This is a genomic window from Aureimonas glaciei (assembly GCF_014643375.1).
Classification (GTDB): Bacteria; Pseudomonadota; Alphaproteobacteria; order Rhizobiales; family Rhizobiaceae; genus Plantimonas; species Plantimonas glaciei.
The window spans coordinates 683,219-700,028 of record NZ_BMJJ01000001.1; the positions used below are offsets into that span (position 1 = coordinate 683,219).

Sequence of the window (16,810 nt, forward strand, 5' to 3'; positions counted from 1 at the left end):
GATGCGCGACGGTGCCTCGTCCTGCCGACGTCATCGGCCGGCCGCCGGCATGGCTCCGGACTCATCGTCCTGATGGGCAGGAAGACTCTGCCGCACGCCCGTCACGGCTGGCATGGCCTTGCCGGTCTTGCACAGGGAGGAGGGCACGACAATCGATGGTCCATCCCAGACTGTTTGCAAAGCGCAGGCGGCTCCGCAAGGGCAGGCCCCGATTTTTCGCGTCCGGCGTTCCCGGCCTTCCCGTTGCGCCGGCTGATCATCCTGCCGGAGGCCGGGGATCGCGCCGGATCCGCCGGCTGAAGGCAGCCGCATCCGGAAAGCCGGCCGTCAGCGCGCATCGGCGCGGGGCGTGGGGCCTGCCCCTGTCGGCCCCGGCGACCGCGTCGGGCCCGGCCTTCCGGAACGGGCGGACAGAAACGCATCCAGCGCGATTTTTCCGCCGCCGAAGGTCACGAGCGTCAGCGCCATCGCGGCCCAGGCCAGATGGAAATTCGCCCAGCCGTCGGGGATCGTGATCTGGATCACGGCCGTCATGGCGAGGAGGCCGAGGGCGGACAGGCGCGTGCAAAGACCGAGGACGAGGAGGATGGGAAGCACGATCTCGGCGATCCCGGCGAGATGGGCGGCGAGGATCGGTGCGGGATAGGCGAAGGCTGCGCCGAAGAGATGGAGCTGGAATTCGGTCGTGAAGAGATATCGGGCGCCGCCGGAAAGCTGGAGAAAGCCGTCCCACTTCGTCAGGCCCGAGCGGTAGAACGGGACTGCAAGGGCGAGCCGGAGGGCCAGAAGCGGGATCGAGGGCGGGACGGCACCGAAGAGGTCGTCAGCGCGACGAAGGAAACGTGTCATTTCTGGGCCTCCGAAAGGGACACGGTCTCGACGGCGCCGAGCTGGAAGAGCGCGACCAGCGCCGCGCCGATGTCGGGCGTCGTTGGATGGGTTTCGGCCGCGATGCCGATCGGGACGGCGTTCAGCACGGCCAGGGCGAAGGGCGCATCCCCGGCCGGCAGGATCGTCAGCCGGACCTCGGCCTGCGGCCGCGTCACGAGGACGGTCTCGCCCCTCCAGTTCACGACGGGGCACACGGTCTGCGCCTGGTGCACGGACCAGATGGTGCCGATGGGGTGCTCCGAGGCCAGCACGCGCACGGCCGGATGCGCGTGGAGGCGGGCGCGGTCGAGCGCGGGCGTGGCGAGAGCGGCCAGCACGGCAAGGTCGGCGACGGGCGCCTCGGCGGCGTGATAGGCTGCCGAGATCGCCTCTTCGAGCCGGGCGACGTCAGCGAGATAGTCGAGCCCCGACACCGGGGGAAATCCGTCGCATTCGATGAAGGCAGGCAGATCGTCGCCATAGCCATGCATCACCGGGGACGTTGGCCGCCGCGCCCTGCCGTAGGCTTTCGCCAGGGCGGCGAAGCACGTCTCGCCCACCAGCCGGCGCACCACCGGGAAACGGCTTGCGAGGGCGCCGGCAAGCGCCACGCCGACATTGTTGCGGTAGATCCGGAAGCGGCCGGCATCCGGTCGACCGCCGCGTTTGCCGAGCCCCACCGGCGCCCCGGACCCGGCGAGCGCCGACGCGAAACTCATGGCGAAATCGGGGGCGGCCCCGGTGTCCGGGCACGCGCTCATGCCGCTCTTCCCGCGAAGGCCCGGGGCGAGCGGGGGCGCGCGGCCGCCAGCGCGGCCTCGACGCGCGTGGCCTCTGCCAGGAGCGTCGCGAGCGGCGGCACGTCGTTGTCCCACTCGACGAGCGTGGGGACGGGGCCCGTCAGGGCCAGGGTGCGTTCGTAGAGCGCGAAGACGTCCGGCGACACGGCGGAGCCGTGCGCGTCGATCAGCAGCCGCTCGCCGTCGTCGTCTTGCGTCTCGTCATAGCCGCCGAGATGGATCTCGCCGACGCTCTCGACCGGGAAGCGGGCGAGATAGGCACCGGGATCCTGGCCGTGGTTGACGGCGGAGACCATCACATTGTTGACGTCGAGGAGCAGACCGCAGCCCGTGCGCCGCACGACCTCGCGCAGGAAATCCGTCTCTTCGATGGTGGACTCGGCGAAGACGACATAGGTCGAGGGATTCTCCAGGAGCATGCGGACCCCCAGCATGTCCTGCGTCTCGGCGACATGGTCCGCGACCGTCGCGAGGGTGGCGGGCGTGTAGGGCAAAGGGAGAAGGTCGCTGTGGAAGGCGCCGGCATGCGTCGACCAGGCTAGGTGCTCCGAGAAGCTTTCCGGGCGGTAGCGGTCGACGAGCCGCCGGAGCCGGTGCAGGTGGTCCCGGTCGAGCGGCGCCGGTCCACCGATCGACAGCCCGACACCGTGCAGAGACAGCGCGTAGACCTCTCGGATCGCCTCAAGCCAGCGGTGCGGCGGGCCGCCGTCGCCCATGTAGTTCTCGGCATGCACCTCGAAGAAGCCGAGGGCGGGCCGCGTTCTGAGGATTTCGCCATAGTGCTCGGGCTTCAGCCCGAGGCCCGCCGACGGGGGCAGGCCGGGTGTCGTCGACGGAGCTGGTTGCATCGATCCCTCGAAGGGCTGGGGCTGGCGCCGGGGCAGGGACCGGGAGCGACGATCCCGCCGCTCCCGGGGAGGGCCGAAGCCCTCAGGAGGGGATGTCGCGCGTCAGCGGCTCGAGCGAGCCGACACGATCGCCGGGAAGCTTCATCGTGGTGCAGGTGCCGGCCGGGACGGCCTTGAAGGAATTGCCCTGGTAGTCGACCTTGGAAGTGCCGGCGCAGGTGGTGCCGGCGCCCGCGGCGCAGTCGTTCTGCCCGGCGAGGGCGACGCCGTAGCACTTCTCCATCTTGGCATCCTCCGCCGAGGCGGGCGTGGCGGCGGTGGCGAGGGCAGCGGCGAGCGAGCCTGCGAGAGCGAGGCTGAAGGAACGTCGATCCATGGTGGTTCTCCTCGAGACGGCGGAAGCGGGCCGGTCATCGGCCTCGCTTTCCCTCATTCGAGCCCGCCCGAAAATCTGTTACCTTCCCCACGGGGATTTTTCCGGACGTGTTGTTCGACGCCGGGGCCGACGCCGCGTCCCGTAACAAAAGGCCCGCCCACACCGAAGAGGGGGAGATGATGCCTGCCTTCCCGCCTCCGCCCGAAGGGCTCGACGCTCTCTTGCGAGCGGCCCTGCGGGGAGACGACAGGGCCTATGGGGCCTTCCTTCGGGAGGCCGCCAGAGCCCTGCGCGCGTTCGCCGCCCGTCGCGCGCCCGCGGCTCCCGGTTTCGACCCGGAAGACCTCGTGCAGGAAATCCTGATGGCCGTCCACGCCAAGCGCCATACCTGGCGACAGGAAGAGCCCGTCGCGCCCTGGCTCTTCGCCATCGCGCGCCACAAGGCCGTCGACGCCTATCGCCGCCACGGACGCCGGCTGGAGATCGACATCGCCGAATTCGCCGAGATTCTCGCCTCTCCCGCGGCGGAGGCGGTCCCGACGCCGAAGGACGTGGCGCGGGCGGTCGACAGCCTCGACGGGCGTCAACGCGCCGTCGTCGCGTCGATCTCGGTCGAGGGGCGCTCCATCGGTGAGACCGCCGAGAAGCTGAAAATCACCGAAGGGGCCGTCCGGGTCGCCTTCCATCGCGGCCTGGCGGCGATCGCCGCAAGGTTCGGGAGCCAGTAGAATGCAGACCGAAACCCTGATCGAGACCCTCGAGGCGGACGCGCGCCGATCGCCGCGCCCCGCTTTGCCGCCCTGGCCGATGGTGGTGGTCCTCGCCGTCGGCGCTGCGGCCATCACCCTGTTCGCGGCGCTGGGCGTGCGGCCGGGTTTCGTCGCCTCGCTGGCCAGCCTGCGGTTCGACCTGAAATTCATCCTGACGGGCCTGACGGCGCTCACCGCGCTGCTCGCTTTGCGCGACCTTCGCCATCCCGGGCTGTCGGGGCGGCGCTGGCTGCCGTGGCTCGCTCTGCCGGCTTCGCTTCTCGGCCTGGCGGTGGTCGGCGAACTGCTCGCGGTGCCGGGAAACCTGTGGGGCGCGCGGCTCGTCGGCACCAACAACCTCGTCTGCCTCATCGCCATCCCGGCCATGGGCGCCGTTCCGCTCGCCATCCTGCTCTGGGCGCTCCGCAGGGGCGCGACGACAAGGCCATTGTTGGCGGGCGGGCTCTGCGGCCTCGCGGCCGCGGCCGTCTCCGGTTTCTTCTACGCGGCCCACTGCATCGACGATTCGCCGCTCTTCGTGGCCACCTGGTACCCGTTGGCCGCCAGCATGCTCGTCGCCGCCGGCATGTCGCTCGGCCGCAAAGTCCTGCGCTGGTAAGTTTCCCGCGGGCGACCAGCCCCTGCCGTCGGCAAAACCGTGTCCCGGGGCTTGGACATTCGATCCGACAGGCGGATGCGGTCTGCGGGCAAGATGGAAGCTGCATGCGCACCGGCACGCTGACGCAGGCGGAACACGCCTTTTCGCAACGATTGTCGCGTGACCGAGGGCACGGATTTCGAGCCCCGCGACAGTCTATCCGTTGGATTTTTTGAGCGCCGATGCGCTGAGAAATGAAATGGTGCGCCCGAAGGGATTCGAACCCCTGACCCCCAGATTCGTAGTCTGGTGCTCTATCCAGCTGAGCTACGGGCGCATCCGGCCGGCGGGGGGTGAGACCCCTCGTCTGGCGGTGAAGGGGGTACTAACGGCTGGACGGGGGAATTGCAAGCGGTTCCGGCGATAAAGCTGAGGGCGCCCGGAAGGGGGGCGCCAGGGACGAGGCAGTCCGTGTTTCCGGGCCCGGCTCCCGCTGCTTCGTCGCCGGCGGCGCATCGGCGCGGCGGCGGTTGGGCGGGCGGCGGCTAGCCTTGCGGCGGCGGGTTGGGTTCGCGGCTCTCGTTGCCGCCGGGGGCGGGCACCTGGGCGTCGTTGGACGGCCGCGCCGGAAGGTGGATTTCGAACCGGGCGCCGGATGCGGTATTGCGGCCGAGCGCGATCCGGCCGCCATGGGCCTCGACGATCTCGGCGGCGATGGCCAGGCCCAGTCCCGTCCCGCCGGCCCGGGTCGAGCCGCGAAAGGCCTCGAACAGGTGCTCACGAGCCCGCATCGGCAGGCCGGGCCCGGTATCCTCCACGGCGATCAGCACCTGGCCGTCGGCGAGACGCCGGGCGCTGACGGTGATCCGCCGGACCACCGCCTCGCTGTCCTCGCTTTCCAGCGCCTGCACGGCATTGCGGCACAGATTGCTGAGAACGCGGAAGAACTGGTCGGGGTCGACATCGACCTCGCAGGCCTCGGCGACATCGTTGATCAGCTCGATTCCGACCTGCGGGCTGACGACGGCGGTTTCGAACACTTCCGCGACAAGCCGGTGCAGCCGGACCTTGCGGCGCACCGGCGCGCGCTCGACGGCGCGGCCGTAGGCCAGCACCGACTGGGTGTAGGCGAGGGCGCGGTCGAGGCTGCGGATCAGCTGCGGCGCAAAGCGCTGGACGCGCGGATCCTCCAGATCCGATAGCCGGTCCGAGACGATCTGCGCCGAGGCCAGCACGTTGCGCAGGTCGTGGTTGATCTTCGAGACGGCGAGGCCGAGATCGGCGAGGTGGCGCTGCTCGCGCAGCGTCTGGGAGAGGGTCGTCTGCATGGCGGCCAGTTCCAGCTCGGCCAGCCCGATCTCGTCCGGCCGGCCGCTCGGCCTGATGATCTGCTCCGAATCGGCGGGATTTTCGCCGAACTGCACCATCGAGCGCGTCATCGCCAGGATCGGCCGGATGAGGAGATAGCTGATGGCGAGATAGACCAGCAGCGCGGCGAAGAAGGCGATCACCAGCGACAGCACGAAAATGTTGCGTGAATAGATCAGCATCGCCCGGCGCAGCTGGCTTTCCGCGATCACCACCTCGGCGACCATGCCCGCCTCGCCGACCGGGCCACGGGTGCGCAGCATGCGATCCTCGCCGAGGAGCAGCGTGTCGAAGGCGCCGGCGATCAGGGACAGCCAGTCGTCATTGCCGATGTCGACCTGCGCGTCGACGCTGCCCAGCGTTTCGTCGCGGGCCAGGAGGCGCGAGACGGTGCCGTTGGAGGTCGCGATCAGCCGGGCATCGAGCGCCCTGAGGAGATTGGCCTGTTCCTGCGGCCCGAGGACGGCCTCGCCGTTGCTGCCGGCGCGTTCGGCCGTCAGCCCGGCCACGGCCGCCGTTTCGATCTTCTGCCGCAGCCATTCCTTGCGGTAGTTGGCGATCGACGGCACGAAGATCAGCACCTCGGCCAGCATCACCGCCAGGATGGTCAGCCGCCACAGGCGCGCCGACAAGCGGTGCCGATAGGCGACGGGACCCGAAGCGGCAGCCGTCTCTCGATGGGCCTGCTTGGCCAGTGCAGAAATCCGTGAAGGCACAGTCATCCTTTAGAGGCACGGCGCTAAGATTACCTGATAATCCCGCCTTGTTCCTCATGCTATTTCTTGTCTGCGACGGAAGCGGCGGCAGCGCTGGCCGAAAGCGCCCGCTTCTTCCACCTCGCCGACGGACGAATCGGCGTTGGGCGTAGTGAGCAAATTAGACGACGGCGCCCGGTTTGCCAATTTCCCGCGCCGGCTCTGACTTTACCGTCGGACCGCGCCGGGAGGGGCGGGGCCGCAATGACGATCGGCCGCGCTCGCCGCCAGGCAGGGAGGCCGCAGGCGCGGGGCCGCCCTCTGGCGGGATCGCCAGGCCCGGCTGCCGCGCGGCGATTGACTTTTGCCCGCGCCTGTTTCAAGAAGCGCCATCCGAGCGGACGGCATTTCGCGCGATTTTTCGCGTGCGCGCCTCGACGCTCATTCGAGTTCTCGGTTTCATCTTGCACGATAGAGGCCTGCGGCATGGCTGCGGGGATTGAACAATGAAGCGCACTTATCAGCCGAGCCGGCTCGTCCGCAAACGTCGCCACGGCTTCCGCTCCCGCATGGAGACGGTCGGCGGTCGCCGCGTCATCGCCTCCCGCCGGGCCAAGGGCCGCAAGCGCCTCTCCGCCTAAGATCGGCCGGAGCCATCGGCGATCTCTCGGCGGATGACGGAAAGGCGCGGCCTGTGGGCCGCATGCGGACTCGTGCCGAGTTTCTGGCGGCCCGCCGCGGCCGCCGGCTGAACGGGCCGCTCTTTTTCATCGAGGCGCGGGATCGCCAGGATGGTGCCGAGGCCCGCCTTGGTCTGACGGTGACGCGCAAGGTCGGCAATGCCGTCGAGCGCAACCGCATCCGACGGCGGCTGCGCGAAGCCGTGCGGCTGGAATGCGGGGCCGCGATGGCCGAGGGGTTCGACTTCGTCGTCGTCGCCCGCCGCGATCTGCTCGGCGTCCCCTTTGCGACGCTCAAGAGCGAGCTTTCCCGGCGCCTGGCGCGGGCGCGGCCGGATCGGCCGAAGCCCGGCGGCGACGGACACCCATCGGGGACGGATTGATGGAAAAGAACAAGAACTTCCTGATCGCCATGGCGCTGTCGATCGCGGTGCTGGTGGGCTGGCAGTTCCTCGTGGTCAGTCCGCGTCTGGAAGCCCAGCGACAGGCGCAGATCGAAGCCCAGCAGTCGGCGCAGGCCCAGAACCCCGGTTCCCTGCAGACGCCCCAGGTCCCGGCCGGCTCGGCCCAGACCACTGCGCCGATCCCGTCGGGGCGCGAGAGCCTCGTTCCCTCCGGCAATGCCGCGCTTCCCGGCACCGCCACGCGCGAAGCGGCGCTCGCCGAAACCCCGCGCATCGCCATCGACACGCCGACGCTCGTCGGCTCGATCAGCCTGCGCGGCGCACGGCTCGATGATCTCCGCTTCAAGAACTATCACGAGACCGTCGACGATTCCTCGCCCGATATCGTCCTCCTGTCCCCGGAAGCCACGGCCGCCGCCTATTATGCCGAATTCGGCTATGCCGGCCAGAATGCCGGCACGCTGCCGGGACCGACCACGGTTTGGCAGGCCGAAACCGGCGCCACGCTGACGCCGGCGACACCGGTCACGCTGACCTATACCAATGACAGCAATGTGACGTTCCGCCGCCAGGTGGCGATCGATCAGAACTACATGTTCACCATGACCGACACGGTCGAGAACGCCGGCACGGCGCCGGTGGCCGTTGCGCCGTACGGCCGCGTCGTGCGCTTCACCAAACCGGAGATCGCCTCGGCCTGGGTGGTGTTCGAGGGCCTCCTCGGCGTCTTCGGCGAAGAGGGCGTCAGCGAGGCGACCTTCTCGAAGATCGAGGACGAGGGCCGCATCCAGCCGGTCAAGGCTTCCAGCGGCTGGCTCGGCATCACCGACAAGTATTGGGCGACGGCCCTGGTGCCGCAGGCCGGCCAGCCCTTCCAGGCCGAATTCCTCTACCAGGCGACGGGCCGGCCGCAATACCACTCGTCCTATCTCGGCGATGCCGTGACGGTGGCGCCCGGCCAGTCGACCGAGATCGTCTCGCGCACCTTCGCCGGGCCGAAGGTCGTCGATCTGATCGACGGCTATGAGGAGAACGCCGGGATCCAGCAGTTCGGCCAGCTGATCGACTGGGGCTGGTTCTTCTTCATCACCCGGCCGCTCTTCCATGTCATCGACTGGCTGTTCAACTTCACCGGCAATTTCGGCGCAGCGATCCTGATCGTCACCGTCGCCCTGAAGCTCGTCTTCTTCCCGCTCGCCTCCAAGTCGTACAAGTCGATGGCGAAGATGAAGGACATCCAGCCCAAGATCCTCGAAATGCGCGAGCGCTACGCCGACGACAAGGCGAAGCAGCAGCAGGCGATGATGGAGATCTACAAGACCGAGAAGATCAACCCGGCCGCCGGCTGCTGGCCGATGCTGGTGCAGATCCCGGTGTTCTTCGCGCTCTACAAGGTGCTGTACGTCACCATCGAAATGCGGCATGCGCCGTTCTTCGGCTGGATCCAGGATCTGGCGGCGCCGGATCCGACCAGCCTGTTCAACCTGTTCGGCCTCCTGCCCTACGACGTCCCGATCTACCTCGCGATCGGCGTCTGGCCGCTGTTGATGGGCATCACCATGTTCATCCAGATGAAGCTCAATCCGACGCCGCCGGATCCGACGCAGAAGATGATCTTCACCTGGATGCCGGTGATCTTCACCTACATGATGCACACCTTCCCGTCGGGTCTGATCATCTACTGGACCTGGAACAACTTCCTGTCGATCATCCAGCAGTCGGTGATCATGAAGCGCAACGGCACCAAGATCGAGCTGCTCGACAATCTGCGCGACATGTTCAAGCGGAAGAACAAGGAAGCCTGATCCAGGCCTTTCATGCACTGCCAGGAGCCGGAAGCCTCGCTTTCCGGCTCTTCGCTTTTGGCGCATCCTGCTCGCGGGCGGGCCGACTTGCCCTCCGCCAGGGCAAGGACGCAGCGCCGCAAGGCGTGGCGCACGGCTTGGGCGGCGACCCGGCGGAGAATACGCAATTTGGGTGCGATCCGCGGCGCCGAAACCTACTGGAGACGGCCCGATGAATGAGACCCCCGAGACCGAACCGGGCCTTGACGCAGCAAACGAGGCGCGGCTGTTCTTCGCCAAGCCGTGGGTGTTCATCCGCGGCGTGCCGGCGATGAAGTTTTTGCCGCCGGAAGGCCCGCCGGAGGTCGCCTTCGCCGGCCGCTCGAATGTCGGCAAGTCGTCGCTGATCAACGCGCTGGTGGGACAGAAGGGGCTCGCCCGGACGTCCAACACGCCGGGGCGCACGCAGGAGCTCAACTATTTCGTGCCCGGCGGCTATACCGGCGAGGGTCTCGACCTGCCGCCGCTCGCCCTCGTAGACATGCCGGGCTACGGCTATGCCGAGGCGCCGAAGGAACAGGTCGACGCCTGGACGCGGCTCGTCTTCGACTATCTCCGGGGACGGGCGACGCTGAAGCGGGTGTTCCTGCTCATCGATTCCCGTCACGGGCTGAAGGCGAACGATCTGGAAGTGCTGGGCCTCCTCGACAAGGCGGCGGTGTCCTACCAGATCGTCCTCACCAAGTCGGACAAGATCAGCCCGCAGGCCGTGCCGAAGCTCGCCGAGGCCACCGCCAAGGCGATCGTCAAGCGCGCGGCGGCCTTCCCCGAGATCATCACCACCTCGTCGGAAAAGGGCCTCGGCCTCTCCGAGCTGAAGCAGGCGATCACCTTCTTCGCCGACGGCACCCGCTAGACGGAAGTCGGCTGCCAGCGTCAAGCATCTTGGCTCGAGAGCCGGCCTTCGGACCGGCGCCCGCTCTTGGCGGTCAGCGGCCCCGCGGACCGTAGCCTGCCATGAACAGAGCGAGGGCGCTGTCCACGACGGCCTCGATCTCGGCCGGGACCGGGTCGCTCGCGACATGGTTGAAGAGCCGGGGCCGGTAGAGACCGGCCATGGACAGTTCGATGAACTGGATGGCCGCCCGGTGCGGATCGGCGACGGTGAGGGTGCCTGCGTCGTGCGCTGCCGAGAGATAGTGGGCCAGCAGAAGGACGCCGCGTTGCGGCCCCTCCTCGTAGAAATCGCGCCCGACATCGGGCATCCGGTCGGCGACGGCGATGACCGTGCGGCTGGCGCGCACGACCTTTTCCGACGTCAGCTTGGTCGCCAGCAGGATGCCGTAGGTCCGCAGTGTCTCTTCGGGGTGAAGCGTGTCGCTGAAGATCTTCTCGATCCGCGCGAAATAGCGCTCCCGCTCGTCGGCGATGAGCGCCGTGAACAGCTCTTCCTTGCTGCGGAAATAGACGTAGAGCGTGCTCTTGGAAACGCCCGCGGCGCGCGTCACGTCGCTCATGCTGGCGGTGTCGAAGCCGAGCGCACCGAAAACCTCGCGCGCGCCGGCCATGATCTGCTCGCGCTTCTGCGGATCCTCGCCGGCACCCTTGCGGCCGCCGGCTTCCGCGGTCGCCGGCTTGGCCTGCCGGGCTGCCGTGCCCGCGGCGACGAGAGGGTCCTTGTCCTCGGGGCGGGGGAAGGGGTTGTTCATCACGATCGGCGGCACCGGGAGCGATTGCGGAGGGAATTCGTTTGTCCATCTTGCAATGCGTCAAAGAGGACGCTACGTCAACATCGAACCGAACGGTTCGGTTCGATTGAGGGTGGCTGCGATGTTGGAGAGTGCAGGCAAGGGTCGGGACGAGGCAAGCACGGTCGATGCCGAAATCCGGCAGGACAGTGGCGCCGCGCCCATCGCACGCGTCGCCGAAAAGCCGGGCACGCTTCCGCCGGCGACAGCCGTCGCTCCCACAGAGGATGCGAAGGCCGCCGTTGTGGCCAAGCCGCCCAAATCCGGACGGAAGAAGGTCATCCTGTCGCTGGTGCTGTTGGCCGCCATCGGCGCCGGCGGCTATTTCGGCCACGCCTACTGGACCGAGGGGCGCTTTCTCGTCAGCACCGACGACGCCTATGTCGGTGCCGACATGTCGATCGTCTCGCCGAAGATCACCGGCTACGTGCAGTCGGTCCCGGTGCAGGAAAACCAGCAGGTCGTCGCCGGGCAGCCTCTGGTCGTCATCGACGACGGCGATTTCCGCCTGGCGCTGGAGACGGCCGAGGCCAAGATCGCCACCCAGCACGCCTCGATCGACCGCATCGCCGCCCAGCGCGACGCCGCCGAGGCCCAGCTCGGCGAGGCCGATGCCGCCAAAGCAGGGCTTTCGGTCGCGCTCGACAAGGCCGAGCTCGACCTGTCGCGCGCGTCCGATCTCGTCAAGTCGGGCGCCGGCACCAAGGCCGGGCGCGACACCGCCCAGAGCGCCCGCGATTCGGCCGCGGCCAATATCGCCGGCGCCAATGCCTCGATCGCCGCGGCACGGGCCAATGTCGCCGTGCTCGACGCGCAGCGCCAGGAAGCCGAGCGCACCGTGCGCGAGCTCGAGATCGCCCGCGACCAGGCAGCGCGGGACCTGACCTTCACCACCATCAACGCCCCCTATGACGGCGTCGTCGGCAATCTGTCGGTCGAGCCCGGGGATCTCGTCTCCTCCGGCAAGCGTCTCGCCGCCGTCGTGCCCATGACCAAGGTCTATATCGACGCGAACTTCAAGGAGACCCAGCTCGGCGATCTCGTCCCCGGCCAGAAGGTCCGGATCGAGATCGACGCCGCGCCCGGCCGGGAGTTCGAGGGCACGGTGACGAGTCTGTCGCCGGCCTCCGGCTCGGTGTTCTCGCTGCTGCCGTCGGACAACGCCACGGGCAATTTCACCAAGGTGGTGCAACGCGTGCCGGTGCGCATCTCCCTCGACGACACTGCCGAGTTTTCCGGCATGTTCCGGCCGGGCCTGTCGGCCGTCGTTTCGGTCGACATCCGCACCGGGCCGACGAAGACCGCGGACGCCACCGACTCGAACTGATCCACCGCCCACCGCGCCGCGACGACAGAGCCGCGACGACCGCGCCGTAAATGGCGCGTCCCTGTCAAAGGCCGAAAGCCGCGCCATGTCGTCCACCACCGCTTCAGCCACTCCCCCCGCGGCGCCCGCCAGCGACGCCATTCCCCTGCGCAAGATGCTGGCCTTCATCGCCATGGTCTTCGGCATGTTCATGGCGATCCTTGACATCCAGATCGTCTCGGCCTCGCTGTCGGAGATCCAGGCCGGCCTGTCCGCCTCGTCGGACGAGATTCCCTGGGTGCAGACGGCCTATCTGATCGCCGAAGTGATCATGATCCCGCTGTCGGGCTTTCTCGGGCGGATGCTGTCGACCCGCGTGCTGTTCACCGTGTCGGCCGCCGGCTTCACGCTGGCCTCGGCGCTCTGCGCCACCGCGACGAACATCGACCAGATGATCGTCTACCGGGCGATCCAGGGTTTCATCGGCGGCGGCATGATCCCGAGCGTCTTCGCCGCCGCCTTCACCGTCTTCCCGCCGTCCAAGCGCTCGATCGTCTCGCCGATGATCGGCCTCGTGGCGACGCTCGCCCCGACGATCGGGCCGACGGTCGGCGGCTATCTCAGTCACGCCTTTTCCTGGCACTGGCTGTTCCTCGTCAACGTGCCGCCCGGCATCATCGTGGCCATCGCGGTGTGGAACCTCGTCGATTTCGACGAGCCTGACCATTCGCTGTTCTCGAAGTTCGACTGGTGGGGCCTCGCCGGCATGGCCTCCTTCCTCGGCTCGCTCGAATACGTGCTGGAAGAGGGACCGCTGAACGACTGGTACGAGGATACCTCGATCACTCTCGCGACCCTCGTGATGGTCGTCGGCGCGCTGCTGTTCTTCTACCGCGCCTTCACCGCCAAGGAGCCGATCGTCGACCTCTCGGCCTTCGCCAACCGCAATTTTGCCTTCGGCTCGCTGTTCTCCTTCGTCATGGGCATCGGCCTCTACGGCCTGACCTATCTCTACCCGGTCTATCTCGCCCGCATCCGCGGCTATGATTCGCTCGCCATCGGCCAGACCATGTTCGTCTCTGGCCTCGCCATGTTCCTGATGGCGCCGGTCTCGGGCATCCTGTCGGGCAAGATGGACCCGCGGATCATGATGGCGATCGGCTTTTCCGCCTTCGGCCTCGGCACCTACATGATGACCGGGCTGACGCACGACTGGGATTTTGGGAACCTGTTCATCCCGCAGATCCTGCGCGGCGTCGGGCTGATGATGGCGATGATCCCGATCAACAACATCGCGCTCGGCACGCTCTCGCCGGCGAAGATGAAGGGCGGGTCGGGCCTCTACAACCTGACGCGCAATCTCGGCGGCGCGGTGGGCCTCGCCATCATCAACACGCTCCTCACCAACCGCGAGGTATTGCACTACGAGCGGTTGGCGGAATCGGTGCGCTGGGGCCGCGGCGTGGTCGAGGAGCGGATGGCCAATATGGCCGCCTCGATGAACGCCAACGGCCTCGACGGCAGCCTGACGGCGGTCAGCCAGATGTCCCAGATCGTCCGGCGCGAGGCCATGGTGATGTCGTTTTCCGACGTCTTCCTGTTCCTGACGGTGCTGTTCGGCGCGCTCGTTCTGCTCTCGGTTTTCATCCAGAAGCCGGCCGCCGGCGTCAAGGTCGAGGCGCACTGACAGGCATTCGGCCTGGTGCCAGACGCCCCGCGGAGCCTATCCAGGCGCCGGCAGGAACCGCTGCCGGATCCGCGCCTCGATGCGCTCGCGCACGTCGCGATAGGCGTCGAGGATCTGTTCGCGGCTGCCGGTCACCACCGACGGATCGGGCATCGGCCAGAATTCCACGGCCACCGCCTGCGAGCCCGTGGCATCGAGGACGGTGTGGTGGGCCTCGGGCGCCATGGTGACGATCAGGTCGAAATAGCTGTCGGCGAGATCGGCAAACCCCTGCGGCCGCCGGTCGCCGAGGCTGAGCTGGCGTTCGGTGAGGACCGTGTCGACGAAGGGATCGCGGTTGCCGGTGCGAACGCCGGCCGAGACGATATAGGTGCCGCGCGGCAGGAGCGAGCGGGCGATGGCCTCGGCCATCGGCGAGCGGATGGCATTCATGCCGCAGACGAACAGCACCGAGGTGACCGGCGCCTTGTCGGTTCCATCGGCGGGCGGGGCGCGATCGCCGCTCATCCCGGGCGGCCCGTGGCAAGGCACGCCGTCCGGCTGGCGGCCGCCTCGAGGGGAAGGGGACCGGCACCTCCGTCCATCGTCAGTTCCGCCAGTGCAGGACGCAGATCAGGGTGAACAGCCGGCGGGCGGTGTCGAGATCGAGGTCGATCTTGCCGGCGAGACGGTCGCGCAGGGTTTCGGAGCCGTCGTTGTGGATGCCGCGCCGTCCCATGTCGATCGCCTCGATCTGCGAGGGCGTCGCCGAGCGGATGGCCTCGTAATAGCTGTCGCAGATCAGGAAATAGTCGCGGATGATGCGCTTCAGCGGCGTCAGCGACAGGATGTGCGTGACGACGGCGGCATTCGCCTCGTCGCGGATGTCGAAGACCAGGCGCTTGTCGATCAGGGACAGCTTCAGTCGGAAGCGTCCCTCGGGCAGGCCGCTTGGCTGGAACCGGTTCTCCTCGATGAGGTCGAAGATCGCCACCGCGCGCTCGTGCTCGATATCGGGCGTCGCCCGCCCGATGGTCTCGTCGAGATCGATGGCGATCAGCCGCGAGGTCGGAGTCTCCGTCATGCCGCCCTCACAGGTTCAGGCGGATGGCGACGGAGCGGCCGTGCGCGTCGAGGCCCTCGACGCGGGCCAGCTCGATCGCCGCCGGGCCCAGCGCCCGCAACTGCTCGGGCCCGAGCTTCAGGATCGAGGTACGCTTGACGAAGTCGAGCACCGACAGGCCCGAGGAGAAGCGCGCCGAGCGCGCCGTCGGCAGCACGTGGTTGGAGCCGCCGACATAGTCGCCGATGACCTCCGGCGTGTGCCGGCCGAGGAAGACCGCGCCGGCATTGCGGATCCCGGCGAACAGCGCCTCGGGGTCCTCGACGGCGAGCTCCAGGTGCTCGGCGGCGATGCGGTCGGCCAGAGCGGCCGACTGAGCGAGATCGCCGACGACGATCACCGCGCCGAAATCGCGCCAGCTGGCCTCCGCCGTCGCGCGCCGCGACAGGCGGGTCAGCTGGCGCTCGACGGCTTGCTCCACCGCATCGGCGAAGGCGGCATCGTCGGTGATCAGGATCGACTGCGCCGCGGCGTCGTGCTCGGCCTGCGCCAGGAGGTCGGCGGCGATCCAGTCGGGATCGTTGCCGCCGTCTGCGATGACGAGGACTTCCGAGGGACCGGCGATCATGTCGATGCCGACGGTGCCGAAGACCCGGCGCTTGGCCGCCGCGACATAGGCATTGCCCGGCCCGACGATTTTCGCCACGGGCCGGATGGTCGCGGTGCCATAAGCCAGCGCCGCGATCGCCTGGGCGCCGCCGACGCGGTAGATCTCGTCGACGCCGGCGATGCGTGCCGCGGCCAGCACCAGCGGGTTGAGTTCGCCCTTCTGCGCCGGCACCACCATGGCGATGCGCTCGACGCCGGCGACCTTGGCCGGCACGGCGTTCATCAGCACCGAGGAGGGGTAGCTCGCCGCGCCACCGGGAACGTAGAGGCCGACCGATTCGACCGCCGTCCAGCGACTGCCGAGCTCGACGCCGATCGCGTCGGTGTAGCGGTCGTCGCTGGGGCGCTGGCGCTCATGGTGGCTGGTGATGCGCCGGTAAGCGAGTTCCAGCGCCTCGAGCGTCGGCCGCGCCGTGGCCCGGTAGGCGGCCTCGATCTCGTCCGTGCCGACGCGCAGCGTCTCCGGCGTCAGCGCCAGTCCATCGAAGCGGTTCGTCAGCGCGACCAGCGCCTCGTCTCCGGACCGGCGAACTTGGTCGATGATGTCGCGCACGACGGCATCGACATCGGCCGAGACTTCGCGTTTGGCCGCCAGCAGCGCCTCGAAGTGGTCCTCGAAATCCCCTGTGGCGACATTCAGCCTGACCGGCACCTGCATTCTCCCCGCGGCATGGGCCTGATACGGGCGGATCGTCAGCGCCGTGGCGGCGCGAGGACGATCACCTGTCCGGCTTGTCGTGGTCGGGGCGTGCCGCGGTCGACCAGGCCGGGCCGAGGTCGGCGAGACGCGCCTCGACGCATTCGACGTCGAGCCTTATCGCGGACCCGCCGGCAAACACAAGCTCGATCCAGCCGGAGGGGGCATCGCCGGGCGCGAACTGCATGGTGAGCAGCGAGAGAACCTGGTCGGTCGCGGCGGGATCGATGCCGTGCCGCTGCACGGCCCTGACCCGGGCAAAGCTGAGAACCGCCTGTCGCCGCTCGTATTCCTGGCGCCGGAAGAGGCTGAAACGCGAATGGCCGCCGGCCTTTTCCCAGACGAAGCGGTTCATCGCCAGGACGAAGCGCTGCTCCGCCGGCAGATATTGCAGATCGTCGATGCGCAGGACCGCGTCCTGGCAGTGCGCCGCGAGGATGGCGAGGTCGTCCGCGTCGACCGCGTCGAGGCGCAGGAGGTCCATGGGAA

General features: G+C 68.3%; 18 protein-coding genes and 1 tRNA gene. 8 read left to right on the forward strand and 11 right to left on the reverse strand.

All coding sequences use genetic code 11. The features are described from left to right. Nucleotides 1-327 precede the first annotated feature (327 nt). The 4 genes from IEX88_RS03140 to IEX88_RS03155 form a co-directional block, all read right to left on the reverse strand. Entirely contained in the window at nucleotides 328-849 is a 522-nt protein-coding gene (locus IEX88_RS03140; RefSeq protein ID WP_188849082.1) for a DoxX family protein, read from the reverse strand. Beyond that, the gene (locus IEX88_RS03145; protein WP_188849083.1) at nucleotides 846-1,631 is read right to left on the reverse strand and encodes an HvfC/BufC N-terminal domain-containing protein; all 786 of its coding nucleotides are present in this window, start codon (nucleotides 1,629-1,631) and stop codon (nucleotides 846-848) included. The genes IEX88_RS03140 and IEX88_RS03145 overlap by 4 nt, the downstream gene beginning before the upstream one ends. Continuing rightward, on the reverse strand, nucleotides 1,628-2,518 hold the full coding sequence (gene bufB, locus IEX88_RS03150) for an MNIO family bufferin maturase (protein WP_188849084.1): 891 nt from the start codon (nucleotides 2,516-2,518) through the stop codon (nucleotides 1,628-1,630). The genes IEX88_RS03145 and bufB overlap by 4 nt, the downstream gene beginning before the upstream one ends. An 82-nt stretch (nucleotides 2,519-2,600) precedes the next feature. Further along, complete coding sequence (locus tag IEX88_RS03155; protein WP_188849085.1) at nucleotides 2,601-2,894, reverse strand: BufA1 family periplasmic bufferin-type metallophore; 294 nt, start codon at nucleotides 2,892-2,894, stop codon at nucleotides 2,601-2,603. A gap of 176 nt (nucleotides 2,895-3,070) precedes the next feature. On the opposite strand from IEX88_RS03155, the gene IEX88_RS03160 reads away from it, so the two are divergent. Further along, complete coding sequence (locus IEX88_RS03160) at nucleotides 3,071-3,622, forward strand: sigma-70 family RNA polymerase sigma factor (RefSeq protein ID WP_188849086.1); 552 nt, start codon at nucleotides 3,071-3,073, stop codon at nucleotides 3,620-3,622. A gap of 1 nt (nucleotide 3,623) precedes the next feature. Beyond that, complete coding sequence (locus IEX88_RS03165) at nucleotides 3,624-4,262, forward strand: NrsF family protein (RefSeq protein ID WP_188849087.1); 639 nt, start codon at nucleotides 3,624-3,626, stop codon at nucleotides 4,260-4,262. A 239-nt stretch (nucleotides 4,263-4,501) separates the two neighbouring features. On the opposite strand, the gene IEX88_RS03170 is transcribed toward IEX88_RS03165, so the two are convergent. Together IEX88_RS03170 and IEX88_RS03175 are read right to left on the reverse strand one after the other, a co-directional pair. Further along, a tRNA-Arg gene (locus tag IEX88_RS03170) sits at nucleotides 4,502-4,578 on the reverse strand. Between the two features lie 208 nt (nucleotides 4,579-4,786). After that, the gene (locus IEX88_RS03175) at nucleotides 4,787-6,325 is read right to left on the reverse strand and encodes a sensor histidine kinase (protein WP_244639780.1); all 1,539 of its coding nucleotides are present in this window, start codon (nucleotides 6,323-6,325) and stop codon (nucleotides 4,787-4,789) included. A gap of 485 nt (nucleotides 6,326-6,810) precedes the next feature. On the opposite strand from IEX88_RS03175, the gene rpmH reads away from it, so the two are divergent. From rpmH to yihA, 4 genes are all read left to right on the forward strand, one after another. Beyond that, nucleotides 6,811-6,945: a 50S ribosomal protein L34 gene (gene rpmH / locus IEX88_RS03180; RefSeq protein WP_188849089.1), complete on the forward strand. Its 135-nt coding sequence runs from the start codon at nucleotides 6,811-6,813 to the stop codon at nucleotides 6,943-6,945. 62 nt (nucleotides 6,946-7,007) lie between these two features. Continuing rightward, nucleotides 7,008-7,367 (forward strand): ribonuclease P protein component, encoded by a 360-nt coding sequence (gene rnpA / locus IEX88_RS03185; protein WP_188849090.1) that lies wholly within the window; start codon nucleotides 7,008-7,010, stop codon nucleotides 7,365-7,367. Next, complete coding sequence (gene yidC / locus IEX88_RS03190) at nucleotides 7,367-9,193, forward strand: membrane protein insertase YidC (protein WP_188849091.1); 1,827 nt, start codon at nucleotides 7,367-7,369, stop codon at nucleotides 9,191-9,193. Before rnpA ends, yidC begins: the two co-directional genes overlap by 1 nt. Before the next feature lie 211 nt (nucleotides 9,194-9,404). After that, complete coding sequence (gene yihA / locus IEX88_RS03195; protein WP_188849092.1) at nucleotides 9,405-10,088, forward strand: ribosome biogenesis GTP-binding protein YihA/YsxC; 684 nt, start codon at nucleotides 9,405-9,407, stop codon at nucleotides 10,086-10,088. Nucleotides 10,089-10,161: 73 nt separating this feature from the next. Here yihA and IEX88_RS03200 read toward each other — a convergent pair whose 3' ends face one another. Further along, a complete protein-coding gene (locus tag IEX88_RS03200) occupies nucleotides 10,162-10,881 on the reverse strand; it encodes a TetR/AcrR family transcriptional regulator (protein WP_188849093.1) in 720 nt (239 codons plus the stop codon). A gap of 121 nt (nucleotides 10,882-11,002) precedes the next feature. On the opposite strand from IEX88_RS03200, the gene IEX88_RS03205 reads away from it, so the two are divergent. Further along, nucleotides 11,003-12,247: an HlyD family secretion protein gene (locus IEX88_RS03205; protein ID WP_188849094.1), complete on the forward strand. Its 1,245-nt coding sequence runs from the start codon at nucleotides 11,003-11,005 to the stop codon at nucleotides 12,245-12,247. Between the two features lie 85 nt (nucleotides 12,248-12,332). Continuing rightward, a complete protein-coding gene (locus IEX88_RS03210; RefSeq protein WP_188849095.1) occupies nucleotides 12,333-13,913 on the forward strand; it encodes a DHA2 family efflux MFS transporter permease subunit in 1,581 nt (526 codons plus the stop codon). Nucleotides 13,914-13,949: 36 nt separating this feature from the next. Here the strand turns inward: IEX88_RS03210 and IEX88_RS03215 are convergent, their stop codons facing one another. The 4 genes from IEX88_RS03215 to IEX88_RS03230 all read right to left on the reverse strand — a co-directional run bounded on the left by IEX88_RS03215 (nucleotide 13,950) and on the right by IEX88_RS03230 (nucleotide 16,805). Then, on the reverse strand, nucleotides 13,950-14,420 hold the full coding sequence (locus IEX88_RS03215; RefSeq protein ID WP_188849096.1) for an arsenate-mycothiol transferase ArsC: 471 nt from the start codon (nucleotides 14,418-14,420) through the stop codon (nucleotides 13,950-13,952). Between the two features lie 79 nt (nucleotides 14,421-14,499). After that, a complete protein-coding gene (locus IEX88_RS03220) occupies nucleotides 14,500-14,976 on the reverse strand; it encodes a UPF0262 family protein (RefSeq protein ID WP_188849097.1) in 477 nt (158 codons plus the stop codon). Nucleotides 14,977-14,983: 7 nt separating this feature from the next. Beyond that, a complete protein-coding gene (gene hisD, locus IEX88_RS03225) occupies nucleotides 14,984-16,276 on the reverse strand; it encodes a histidinol dehydrogenase (protein WP_373289537.1) in 1,293 nt (430 codons plus the stop codon). Between the two features lie 67 nt (nucleotides 16,277-16,343). Next, nucleotides 16,344-16,805: a DUF2948 family protein gene (locus IEX88_RS03230; protein ID WP_188849099.1), complete on the reverse strand. Its 462-nt coding sequence runs from the start codon at nucleotides 16,803-16,805 to the stop codon at nucleotides 16,344-16,346. Between the last annotated feature and the right edge of the window lie 5 nt (nucleotides 16,806-16,810).